The sequence below is a fragment of the Streptomyces sp. NPDC088194 genome, from assembly GCF_040702025.1.
GTDB lineage: Bacteria > Actinomycetota > Actinomycetes > Streptomycetales > Streptomycetaceae > Actinacidiphila.
On record NZ_JBFBIV010000167.1, the window covers coordinates 1 to 10991 of the forward strand.

General features: G+C 73.8%; 12 protein-coding genes. 11 read left to right on the plus strand and 1 reads right to left on the minus strand.

Going from position 1 to position 10991, the window contains the following annotated elements; genetic code table 11:
- The 11 genes from lepB (AB0399_RS39420) to AB0399_RS39470 all read left to right on the plus strand — a co-directional run.
- On the plus strand, window positions 1-355 hold a 355-nt coding region (gene lepB / locus AB0399_RS39420; protein ID WP_366414566.1), incomplete at its 5' end, for a signal peptidase I.
- A complete protein-coding gene (gene lepB / locus AB0399_RS39425; protein ID WP_329364196.1) occupies window positions 348-1505 on the plus strand; it encodes a signal peptidase I in 1158 nt (385 codons plus the stop codon). The genes lepB (AB0399_RS39420) and lepB (AB0399_RS39425), both read left to right, overlap by 8 nt.
- Window positions 1506-1803: 298 nt before the next feature.
- The gene (gene lepB, locus AB0399_RS39430; RefSeq protein ID WP_328474585.1) at window positions 1804-2583 is read left to right on the plus strand and encodes a signal peptidase I; all 780 of its coding nucleotides are present in this window, start codon (window positions 1804-1806) and stop codon (window positions 2581-2583) included.
- Window positions 2584-2617: 34 nt separating this feature from the next.
- Entirely contained in the window at window positions 2618-3358 is a 741-nt protein-coding gene (gene lepB, locus AB0399_RS39435; RefSeq protein WP_328470025.1) for a signal peptidase I, read from the plus strand.
- Window positions 3359-3446: 88 nt separating this feature from the next.
- Window positions 3447-3773 carry a DUF2469 domain-containing protein gene (locus tag AB0399_RS39440; RefSeq protein ID WP_033173060.1) on the plus strand — a complete coding sequence of 109 codons (327 nt, stop codon included), beginning with the start codon at window positions 3447-3449 and terminating at the stop codon, window positions 3771-3773.
- Between the two features lie 182 nt (window positions 3774-3955).
- A complete protein-coding gene (locus tag AB0399_RS39445) occupies window positions 3956-4318 on the plus strand; it encodes a YraN family protein (RefSeq protein WP_328470028.1) in 363 nt (120 codons plus the stop codon).
- Window positions 4318-6036, plus strand: a complete 1719-nt coding sequence (locus tag AB0399_RS39450) for a YifB family Mg chelatase-like AAA ATPase (RefSeq protein ID WP_366414567.1) — start codon at window positions 4318-4320, stop codon at window positions 6034-6036. Before AB0399_RS39445 ends, AB0399_RS39450 begins: the two co-directional genes overlap by 1 nt.
- A 239-nt stretch (window positions 6037-6275) precedes the next feature.
- A complete protein-coding gene (dprA, locus tag AB0399_RS39455) occupies window positions 6276-7445 on the plus strand; it encodes a DNA-processing protein DprA (RefSeq protein WP_366414570.1) in 1170 nt (389 codons plus the stop codon).
- A gap of 279 nt (window positions 7446-7724) precedes the next feature.
- Window positions 7725-8564: an RNA polymerase sigma factor WhiG gene (whiG, locus tag AB0399_RS39460; protein ID WP_329364189.1), complete on the plus strand. Its 840-nt coding sequence runs from the start codon at window positions 7725-7727 to the stop codon at window positions 8562-8564.
- Between the two features lie 65 nt (window positions 8565-8629).
- Window positions 8630-9187 carry a helix-turn-helix domain-containing protein gene (locus AB0399_RS39465; protein ID WP_328474587.1) on the plus strand — a complete coding sequence of 186 codons (558 nt, stop codon included), beginning with the start codon at window positions 8630-8632 and terminating at the stop codon, window positions 9185-9187.
- A 29-nt stretch (window positions 9188-9216) separates the two neighbouring features.
- A complete protein-coding gene (locus AB0399_RS39470; protein ID WP_366414568.1) occupies window positions 9217-10092 on the plus strand; it encodes an LLM class F420-dependent oxidoreductase in 876 nt (291 codons plus the stop codon).
- Between the two features lie 21 nt (window positions 10093-10113).
- On the opposite strand, the gene AB0399_RS39475 is transcribed toward AB0399_RS39470, so the two are convergent.
- A complete protein-coding gene (locus tag AB0399_RS39475; protein WP_366414569.1) occupies window positions 10114-10773 on the minus strand; it encodes a peptidoglycan DD-metalloendopeptidase family protein in 660 nt (219 codons plus the stop codon).
- Between the last annotated feature and the right edge of the window lie 218 nt (window positions 10774-10991).

Consider the following 10991-nt stretch of genomic DNA (forward strand, 5'->3'; position numbering starts at 1 on the left):
CGTCAAACGCGTGATCGGTGTCGGCGGCGACCGCGTCACCTGCTGCGACGCCCAGGGCCGGGTCAGCGTCAACGGCCACGCGCTCGATGAGACCTACCTGCACCCCGGGAACGCGCCCTCCAGCGAGCCGTTCGACATCGTGGTGCCCCCGGGCCGGCTGTGGGTGATGGGCGACCACCGCGCGGACTCCGCCGACTCCCGCGAGCACCTCGGCGACCCTGGCGGCGGCACCGTACCGGTCGGCGAGGTGATCGGCCGCGCCGAGTGGATCGCCTGGCCGCCCGGCCACTGGACCCGGGTGCGCCGCCCCGCCGTCTTCTCCGACGTGCCCGCGCCGGCCGGCTCGCATGGGTAACCGGGGGCGGCCGCGTGGCACCGACGCGCCGCCCGCGCCGCCGGTCAGCGGCAGCCGGGTGGAGCGGCGCAAGCTGGCCCGCAAGGTCAAGCGCAAGAGGCGCCGTTCGATGGCCCGCGAGGTGCCGCTGCTGATCGTGGTGGCGCTGGTGATCGCGCTGGTGCTGAAGACCTTCCTGCTCCAGGCGTTCGTGATCCCGTCCGGCTCGATGGAGCAGACCATCCGGATCGGCGACCGGGTGCTGGTGGACAAGCTGACCCCGTGGTTCGGCGCCGAGCCGCACCGCGGTGACGTGGTGGTCTTCAAGGACCCCGGCGGCTGGCTCCAGGGCGAGCCCGCGCCCAAGCCGGACCCGGTGGTGATCAAGCAGGTCAAGCAGGTGTTCACCTTCATCGGGCTGCTGCCGGCCTCCGGCGAGCAGGACCTGATCAAACGGGTGATCGGCGTCGGCGGCGACACGGTGAGCTGCTGCGACGCCCAGGGGCGGCTGACGGTCAACGGCAAACCGCTGGACGAGCCGTATCTGTATCCGGGCAACCCGCCGTCGATGATCAAGTTCACCGTGCACGTACCGCTCGGTCGGTTGTGGGTGATGGGCGACCACCGCTCGGACTCGGCGGACTCGCGCTACCACATGCAGCAGGTCATCGACGGCAAGCGCACCGAGGGCACCATCGCGCAGAACCTGGTGGTCGGACGGGCCTTCGTGATCGGCTGGCCGATCGGCCACTGGGGGCGGCTGAAGGAGCCCTCGACCTTCGGTTCGGTGCCGCAGGCGGACGCGGCGATCCCCGCCCGCACAGCCGGCACCACTATGGTGGATGGGGCCGGCGGCTCGGCCAACAATGCTCAAAGGACCGACCCGCTCCCGACTCCTGCGGAACTCCCGCTCGTTATGGGAATGGTGGGCCTGCGCCGGTTCCGGGGCAGGCGTCGATATCGAATGAGGAGTGGATGTGGGGGACCTGGTGGTCGGCGCGCGGTCCGGTTCCGGCGAGCCCGAGAAGGGGGACGGCCCGGTGCCCCCTGCGGACGGCACGGAGGCCGATGGCGTGGTCCCCGAGGAGACGACTCGGAACGGTGCGCATGGCGTCCCGTCCGCCGGCAGGGTCCCCGGACCTTCCGACGGCGGCTACGCCGGCGGCTATGACCCCGGCCGGGACGCCGGGGCGGAGGGCGGATACCCACCCGTCGGCGCGGGCGGCAACGGATACCAGGCCGGCTACGACCAGGGCCCGGACTACGGCCAGGGCGCGGGGTACGAACCCGGGTACGTCCCGGTGGCGGGCACCAGGCCGGAGGACGTGGGCGGCGTGAGCGGCGACGGCGCGCGGCGCCACGACTCCGGCGGCCCCGACGAGCCCGGCGCCGCAGGTGGCGGCGGCGACTCGTCCGGCGGCGAGCCCGCACACGCCGCCGAGCGCAAGCCCCGCTCCTTCTGGAAGGAGCTGCCGCTGCTGATCGGCATCGCGCTGGTGCTGGCGCTGATCATCAAGACCTTCCTGGTGCAGGCGTTCTCCATCCCGTCCGACTCCATGAACAACACCCTGCTCAAGGGCGACCGGGTGCTGGTCGACAAGCTGACGCCGTGGTTCGGCTCCACGCCGAGCCGTGGCGAGGTCGTGGTCTTCCACGACCCCGGCGGCTGGCTGCCGGAGAACCCGCCGCCGAGCAGCAACCCGGCGGTGCGCGGCCTGCAGAAGACCCTCAGCTTCGTCGGCCTGATGCCGTCGGCCGAGGAGAAGGACCTGATCAAGCGGGTGATCGGGGTCGGCGGCGACACCGTCAGCTGCAAGGGCACCGGCCCGGTGATGGTCAACGGCAAGCCGCTGAACGAGCCCTACGTCTTCCCGGGCAACACCCCGTGCACCCCGGACATGCCGTTCACCGTCCACGTGCCCAAGGGCCGGATCTGGGTGATGGGCGACCACCGCCAGGACTCGCTCGACTCCCGCTACCACGTGGGCATGTACAAGGGAAAGCACACCGACGGCACCGTCTCGACCAAGCAGGTCGTCGGCCGCGCGGTCGTGGTCGCCTGGCCGATCAACCGCTGGGACTGGCTGGGCATCCCCGGCACCTTCTCCCAGTCGGGGATCAACGCGGCCGGCACCGCGGGCCCGGCCGCGGTCGGCGTGGCAGGTGCGATCCCGCTGGTGATGCTGCGGCGGCGCAGGCTGCTGCGCAAGCACGAGGCGGCGGGCGCGTCCGAGGGCGCGGAGGGCTGACCGGGGCGCGTACCGACGGGTAGGGTGCGGCTCCATGAGCGCGACACGTACGAGCAGCGGCAGAGCGATAGCCCAGGGCCGCGGCGGGACCGGGCACAGACTGTCCGGGATCGCCGTGGCCCTGGGCTGCGTGCTCTTCCTGGGCGGTTTCGGCTGGGCCGCGGTCGTCTACCGCCCCTACACGGTGCCGACCAGCTCGATGGAGCCCACGGTCAGCCCTGGCGACAAGGTGCTGGCCCAGCGGATCTCCGGCGACCAGGTGCACCGCGGCGACATCGTGGTCTTCAAGGACAAGCTGTGGGGCGACCTGCCCGAGGTCAAGCGGGTGGTCGGGGTCGGCGGTGACACGGTCTCCTGCTGCGACGCGCGCGGGCGGCTGATGGTCGACGGCAAGGCCGTCGACGAGACCTATCTGGCCGCGCCCGGCCTGGCGTCGGCGTCGAAGTTCGACACGAAGGTGCCCAAGGGCGAGCTGTTCCTCGTCGGCGACAACCGCGCCGTCTCCGAGGACTCCCGGCTGCGGCTGGACGACGCCCAGCGCGGCTCGGTGCCGGCCTCCGACGTGAAGGCCCGGGTGGAGGCCACCGCGTGGCCGCTGAGCCGGGTGGGGACGGTGCAGCGCACCTCCGCCTTCGACGGGCTCTCCGGCGGCGGAGCGTCCCCTCACGGCCCGCTGCGCTGGCTGGCGGCGGCGATCGTGGCCGGGGTGCTGCTGATCCTGGGCGGGGCCGCGTACACCCCGCTGGCCGGCCTCGTCCGGCGGCGGGCGGGCTGACGCTCCCACAGCGATACGGCGGTGTGCGGCTCCGGTGGTCTTCCGGTAGCGCACAATGGGGTCACGTACGGCTGAAGGGGAACATGCCATGAGCGCCGAGGACCTCGAAAAATACGAGACCGAGATGGAGCTGAAGCTCTACCGGGAGTACCGCGACGTCGTCGGCCTGTTCAAGTACGTGATCGAGACCGAGCGGCGTTTCTACCTCACCAACGACTACGAGATGCAGGTGCACTCGGTCCAGGGCGAGGTGTTCTTCGAAGTGTCGATGGCCGACGCGTGGGTCTGGGACATGTACCGGCCGGCTCGCTTCGTCAAGCAGGTCCGGGTGCTGACGTTCAAGGACGTGAACATCGAGGAGCTGAACAAGGCGGACCTCGATCTGCCGTCGGACGACTCGGGATTCAACAGCTGAGGATGGGATGGGCTCGGGTTGAGCCGGGACGGCCGGGCCGGGGTGGGCCGGCCGTCCCGGGTGGGTCGGGCCGGCCCGGTGGGAGCGTCGTGGCGCGGCGCGGAAAGTTATCCACAGGCTGAGGTTCAAGATCATCTTCGTGAGGCCGCCTTCTGTCACAGTGAGTGACGGAGGTGGTACTCATGAACGCACGAGGTGCGCTGGGGCGGTACGGAGAGGGTGTGGCCGCCAGGACGCTGCGGGACGCCGGGCTGGACATCCTGGAGCGGAACTGGCGGTGGGGCCGGCGGGGCGAGATCGACATCGTCGCGGCCGACGGCGACGCGGTGGTGGTGTGCGAGGTGAAGACCCGCCGGGAAGGCGGCCACCAGCACCCCATGGCGGGGATCACCCCCGGCAAGGCGGCCAGACTGCGGTCGCTCGCCGAGCGATGGACCGCCGAGCACGGCGGAGCGCCGCCGGGCGGCGTCCGGATCGACCTGGTCGGAGTCGTGCTGCCCGCGCGCGGCGCGCCCCGGGTCGAGCATGTGCGGGGGGTGGCGTGATGGGCTTCGCCCGCACCTGCTCGGTCGCCCTGATCGGCGTGGAAGGCGTCGTCGTCGAGGTCCAGGCCGATCTGGAGCCGGGCGTGGCCGCCTTCGCCCTGGTCGGGCTGCCGGACAAGAGCCTGGTGGAAAGCCGCGACCGGGTGCGCGCGGCGATCGTGAACAGCGGCGAGACCTGGCCGCAGAAGAAGCTCACCGTGGGGCTGAGCCCGGCGTCGGTGCCCAAGGGCGGCTCCGGTTTCGACCTGGCCGTTGCCTGTGCCGTGCTGGCCGCGAGCGGCCGGATCGCGCCGAGCGCCATCGCCGACCTGATGATGATCGGCGAGCTGGGGCTCGACGGGCGGGTCCGCCCGGTGCGCGGCGTGCTGCCGGCCGTGCTCGCCGCCGCCGACGCGGGATACCGGCAGGTGGTGGTGCCCGAGCGCACCACGTCCGAGGCGGCCCTGGTGCCCGGCGTCTCGGTGCTGGGCGTGCGCAGCCTGCGTCAGCTTGTCGCGGTGCTCAACGACGAGGCGGTGCCCGAGGAGCCGGACGAGAGCGCCGGGCGGGAGCGGCCCGACCCGATGCTGGCGGGTCTGGCGGTGCCCGGCGGAGGGGCCGGCGCGGGGCTGGGCGCCGGCGGCGGACCGGGCGCGTTCGCCGGGACCGGGTTCGGCGGCGGTGGATTCGGCAGCGCGGAGTTCGCGGCCGCGGGAGGCGGCGGCCCCGGCGGGGACCAGCACCGTCCCGACCTGGCCGACGTCGCCGGGCAGCGGGCGGCCCGGCTCGCCCTGGAGGTCGCCGCGGCCGGCGGCCACCACCTCTATCTGAACGGTCCACCGGGCGCGGGCAAGACGATGCTCGCCGAGCGGCTCCCGGGCATCCTGCCGCCGCTGACCCGCCAGGAGTCGCTGGAGGTCACCGCGGTGCACTCGGTGGCGGGCATCCTCCCGACCGGCCGTCCCATGGTCGACACCCCGCCCTACTGCGCGCCGCACCACTCGGCGACCATGCCCTCGCTCGTCGGCGGCGGCAGCGGCCTGCCGAGGCCGGGCGCGGTCTCGCTCGCCCATCGCGGAGTGCTGTTTCTGGACGAGGCGCCGGAGTTCAGCTCGCAGTCGCTCGACGCGCTGCGGCAACCGCTGGAATCGGGCCATGTCATCGTGGCCCGGGCCGCCGGGGTGATACGGCTTCCGGCCCGCTTCATGCTGGTGCTGGCCGCGAACCCCTGCCCGTGCGGGCGGTATTCGGTGCTCGGCGGGGGCTGCGACTGCTCGCCGAGCGCGGTGCGGCGCTATCAGGCCCGGCTGTCCGGCCCGCTGCTGGACCGGGTCGACCTGCGGGTGGACGTCGAGCCGGTCAGCCGAGCCGAGCTCATCGGACCGGGTGGCGTGGGCACATCCGGGGAGTCCTCGGCCGCGGTCGGCGCGCGGGTCCTCGAAGCCCGGGCCCGCGCCGCCGCCCGCTACCAGGACACCCCCTGGCGGCTGAACAGCGAGGTGCCGGGACATGAGCTGCGCACCCGCTGGCATGTCGCCGCGGGCGCCCTGCGCGCGGTCGAGCGGGACATGGAGCGTGGCCTGCTCACCGCCCGCGGCCTTGACCGGGTGCTGCGCGTGGCGTGGACGGTCGCGGACCTCGCGGGCGCGGGCTGCCCGACTCCCGAACACGTGCTGCTGGCACTCCAGTTGCGCACCGGGGTGAACAGGGGAGTGCCGGCCGTGGCGGGAGGGGTGTGATGGCGGGGGAGGAAGGCGTCGAGGCGGAGTGGGCCGGGCAGTTGGGTGCGGCCGGGGAGCCGCCGGAGGCGGGCGCGGGGGCCGATGCGGAAACCGGTGCGGATACCGGTGGAGGCGGTGCCGGAGACGGCGGGAGCGGTGGTGGGGCCGGCGGGGGTGGTGCCGCTGGTGTCCGGGGCCGTGCCGGCGGGCGGGTGGCTGCCGAGGAGGAGCTGCGGGCGGCTTACGGGAGCGGTGAGTTGACGGGGGCCGGCGGCGCGGGTGCGGCGGTGGGGTGGCAGGAGCGGCTCGCCCGGGTCGCGCTGACCCGGGTGGCCGATCCCGGTGACAAGGTGATGGGCCGGGCGGTGCGGGATCTGGGTCCGCGGGCGGCGTTGCGGGCCGCACTCGGCGGGCGGCGGCTGCCCGGGGCCGGTGTCGGGCGGACGGAGAGCTACGGGATCAGGGCCGCGCGGGCCGACCCGGTGGCGGACCTGGCCGCGGCGCACCGGGCGGGTGGTCGGTTCCTGTGCCCGGGCGACGGCGACTGGCCCGGCCAGCTCGACGACCTGGACGTGCAGCGGCCGTACGGACTGTGGGTGCGGGGGAGACCGTCGCTGCGGCTGTGGGCCCTGCGTTCGGTCGCGGTGGTCGGCGCCCGGGCCTGCACGGACTACGGCAGGCATATGGCGGTCCGGCTCGGTGCGGGGCTCGCGGGCGCGGGGTGGGCGGTGGTGTCGGGGGCGGCGTACGGCGTGGACGGAGCCGTGCACCGCGCCGCACTGGAGGCCGACGGTGCCACGATCGGCGTGGTGGCCAGCGGGATCGACGTGGCGTACCCGCGGGGGAACACCGACCTGATCGCGGGGATCGCCGAACGGGGCCTGCTGGTCGGGGAGTTGCCGCCGGGCGAGCATCCGACCAGGTCGAGGTTCGTGCAGCGCAACCGCGTCATCGCCGCGCTGACCCGAGGCACGGTGGTGGTCGAGGCCCGCTACCGCAGCGGGTCCCTGATCACCGCTCGGCGGGCGGCGGAGCTGGGCCGGATCACCATGGGCGTGCCGGGGCCGTGCACCAGCGCCATGTCGGAAGGGGTGCACGAACTGCTGCGCGGCGGCGCGGTGATGGTCACCGACGCGGCCGAAGTGGTCGAGCTGGTCGGGGAGATCGGTGCCGACCTCGCCCCGGTGCGGCGCGGACCCGTGCTGCCCAGGGACCTCCTGCGACCAGGCGCCGCGCGGGTGTTGGAGGCGCTGCCCGGCCGCGGGGACGCCGCGGAGCAGGACATCGCCGACACGCTGGGCATCTCGGCCGCCGACACGCTGAGCGGGTTGCACGAGTTGCGGGCCCTCGGGTTCGTCGTACGCGAGTGCGGGCGCTGGAGGTTGGTCCGTACCGCGCGTGACAACCCGGGAAGTGGGGCAGGTTGACGCGGCCGACACCCCATCAGGTGACAGGAAACCTCGCTGACCTGCGGTGTTCGCAGGGCGGACGGCGCGGCGGCGGGATGCGGCGCATTATTGCCCTCACGCCCCCACACGGTCCGGTGCGTTACCCCGCGCCCTTTCCGGACCACCCGCACCCGTAGAGGAACGTATCTGCGCATGTCCCACACGGATGCCGTAGCAATCAGCGACACTATGGTCACGCTACGCTCGCGGAGGTTTGATCTCCCGCCCACGCCAAGGCAGAACGGCTCACGACAACGTATGCCCCAGCACACCCCCGGGTCCGAACAGGCGACGGCAGTGGCCACCGCCCGGGCCACCCCCCGGCCCGCCGCACCCACCTCGCTCGACGCGTTGTGGCGGACCTACAAGTCCACGGGGGACGCGCGGCTGCGGGAACAGCTCATCCTGCACTACTCGCCGCTGGTCAAGTACGTGGCCGGCCGGGTCAGCGTCGGGCTGCCCGCCAACGTGGAACAGGCCGACTTCGTGTCCTCCGGGGTCTTCGGGCTGATCGACGCGATCGAGAAGTTCGATCCGGACCGGGCGATCAAGTTCGAGACCTACGCCATCACCCGCATCCGCGGCGCCATGATCGACGAACTGCGTGCCCTGGACTGGATTCCCCGTTCCGTCCGGCAGAAGGCCCGCGCCGTGGAACGCGCCTACGCCACCCTTGAGGCGAAGCTGCGCCGTACCCCCAGCGAGCCCGAGGTCGCCGCCGAGATGGGCGTCGGCCTGGAGGAGCTGCACGGCGTGTTCAGCGCGCTCTCCCTCGCCAACGTGGTCGCCCTCGAAGAGCTGCTGCATGTCGGCGCCGAGAGCGGCGACCGGCTCAGCCTGGTCGACACCCTGGAGGACACCGGCGCGGACAACCCGTCCGAGGTCGCCGAGGACAGAGAGCTGCGCCGTCTGCTCGCCCGCGCGGTCAGCACCCTCCCCGACCGGGAGAAGACCGTGGTCACCCTCTACTACTACGAGGGGCTCACACTCGCGGAGATCGGTCAGGTACTGGGCGTCACCGAAAGCCGGGTCAGCCAGATCCACACCAAGTCCGTGCTCCAACTACGGGCGAAGCTCGCCGACATGGGAGCACGCTGAGCCGGACTGTCTACAGTGGGGTAATGCCGAGAATTCGAGCGGCCTCGGTGGCCGAGCACCGGACGATGCAGCGCCGCGCCCTGCTGGACGCCGCCCGCACCCTGCTGACCGAGGGCGGCACCGAAGCCCTCACCTTCCCCGCGCTCGCCGAGCGGACCGGGCTGGCCCGTTCGTCGGTCTACGAGTACTTCCGTTCGCGGGCCGCCGTCGTGGAGGAGCTGTGCGCGGTCGACTTCCCGGTCTGGGCCGCCGAGGTCGAGGCCGCGATGCAGGCCGCCGAGACCCCCGCGGACAAGATCGAGGCGTACGTCCGCAGCCAGCTCACCCTGGTCGGCGACCGCAGGCACCGCGCGGTCGTGGCGATCTCCGCCGGTGAGCTGGACGCCGGCGCGCGGGAGAAGATCCGCGCGGCGCACGGCGGCCTGGTCGCCATGGTGGTGGCCGCGCTGTCCTGCCTCGGCCACCCCGAGCCGCGGCTGACCGCCATGCTGCTGCAGGGCGTGGTCGACGCCGCCGTCCGCCGGATCGAGCTGGGCGCCGCCGAGCTGCCCACCGAGATCGTCGAGGCCGCCGTCGCCATGGCCCTGCACGGAGTCACCCGGTCGGCGGACAGCCCGGAATAGCCTGCCCGCACTGCCCTGTTGCCGCAGCTATGACTTCAGGAGCACAGCAACAGGACATCGGCCGGGTCGGCGTGTGGAACATGCGGCTGGGCCAAGGCGACAGCGAGTTCCAGGGTGAGAACCGCGAGGCCGCCGCCGAGCTGGACGAACTCGGCTACGGCGCGATCTGGCTCGGCGGCTCGCCGCCCGTCGCCAGTGCGGTGCCGCTGCTCGCCGCCACCCGCCGCATCACCGTGGCCACCGGCATCCTCAGCGTCTGGAACCAGCCCGCGGCGGAGGTCGCCCAGAACATCGCCGACCTGGAGGCCGGCGCGGCCGAGCGGTTCCTGCTCGGCCTCGGGGTCAGCCACGCCCCGATCACCGAGGGCTACGCGCACCCGTACGCGAAGATGGTCGAGTTCCTCGACGGCCTCGACTCGGCCCCCGCCCCGGTCCCGGCCGGACGGCGGGTGCTCGCCGCGCTCGGTCCGCGGATGCTCAAGCTCGCCGCCGACCGCTCCGCCGGCGCGCACCCGTACCTGGTCACGGTCGAGCACGTCGCCCAGGCGCGCGCCGCCCTCGGCCCCGGCAAGCTGCTCGCGCCCGAGCTGGGCGTCGTCCTCGACTCCGACCTGGGCCGCGCCCGCGCGACGGCCCGCGGCGCCCTGTCGATGTACCTCCAGCTCCCCAACTACGTCAACAACTGGCGGCGGCTCGGCTTCACCGAGGAGGACTTCGCGGACGGCGGCAGCAACCAACTGCTCGACGCGCTCTTCGCCATCGGGGACGCCGCCGATGTCCGCACCCGGGTCGCCGCCTACCACGAGGCCGGCGCCGACCACGTGGCGATCCAGGTGCTGCGCCCCGACACCGCCCTCCCGCGTGCCGAATGGCGCGAACTGGCCGCCGCGATGCCCCTGGACTGACCTCTGGACCGACCGGTTCCGCTACGCCCGGGCCGCCCCGTCCACCGGCAGCAGCCGCGACGGTCCGGCCCGGCGCAGCGCCGGCGGGAGCAGGGTGAGCGGGTCGAGGTAGACGTCGCCGCGCAGCAGCCCCCAGTGCACGCAGGCCGCCGCGCAGTGCGCCGGCATCTCGGCGGCGGCCTCGCCCAGCCGGTCCCCGGCGGCCACCCGCGCGCCCACCGCGACCGCGGCCCGTACCGGTTCGTAGGTGGTGCGCAGGCCGCCGGGCAGCGCGACGACCACCACCGGGACCCCGGCGACCGGTCCGGCGAAGGCGACCTCGCCCGCGGCCGCCGCCCGCACCTCCACGCGCGGCGCGGCCGACAGATCGACACCGCGATGCCCCGCCGCCCACGCGGTCGCCGGCGGCTCGAAGCCGCGCAGCACCAGCGGCCGCCCCCGCGCCCCCGGCCCCGCCACCGGCCAGCACCGCGCCGCCGGCCCGGGCGGCCCGGTGCAGCCCGCGCGCACCCGCGCCCCGGCGCCGTACCCCGACCGGACCGGAGCCGGGGCACCACCACCGGCGGCCCCACCGCCGGGCCGGCCGCCGTCCCCAACTCCCGCGCCGGCCCCGGGCCCCACGCCTCCGCCCGCCGCCAGCACCGCCACCATCACCGTCAACCACGCCGCCGTGTACGCCATGTCCCCACGATGACGCACCGCGCCCACCCCGCGATGATCTTGGTCCGCGGCCTGTGGACAAGTCGAGTGTCGCCTGCGACTCCAGCGGTCCCGTACACTTTCTCTGGCGACTCGGGTCACCGGGTCGACTTCGCACGCCCCGCCACCAACCCCGGACCTTGATGGTCACGGGCGGTGGCCGCGCCCCTCGGTCCCTTGTGGCACGGCGCGTCGGGACG

Coding starts and splice junctions, on each gene's coding strand:
- AB0399_RS39445 (WP_328470028.1), top strand. CDS start 3,956: ATGAACGCACGAGGTGCGCTGGGGCGGTACGGAGAGGGTGTGGCCGCC.
- AB0399_RS39475 (WP_366414569.1), bottom strand. CDS start 10,773: ATGGCGTACACGGCGGCGTGGTTGACGGTGATGGTGGCGGTGCTGGCG.
- AB0399_RS39440 (WP_033173060.1), top strand. CDS start 3,447: ATGAGCGCCGAGGACCTCGAAAAATACGAGACCGAGATGGAGCTGAAG.
- lepB (WP_328470025.1), top strand. CDS start 2,618: ATGAGCGCGACACGTACGAGCAGCGGCAGAGCGATAGCCCAGGGCCGC.
- AB0399_RS39470 (WP_366414568.1), top strand. CDS start 9,217: ATGACTTCAGGAGCACAGCAACAGGACATCGGCCGGGTCGGCGTGTGG.
- whiG (WP_329364189.1), top strand. CDS start 7,725: ATGCCCCAGCACACCCCCGGGTCCGAACAGGCGACGGCAGTGGCCACC.
- lepB (WP_329364196.1), top strand. CDS start 348: ATGGGTAACCGGGGGCGGCCGCGTGGCACCGACGCGCCGCCCGCGCCG.
- AB0399_RS39450 (WP_366414567.1), top strand. CDS start 4,318: ATGGGCTTCGCCCGCACCTGCTCGGTCGCCCTGATCGGCGTGGAAGGC.
- AB0399_RS39465 (WP_328474587.1), top strand. CDS start 8,630: ATGCAGCGCCGCGCCCTGCTGGACGCCGCCCGCACCCTGCTGACCGAG.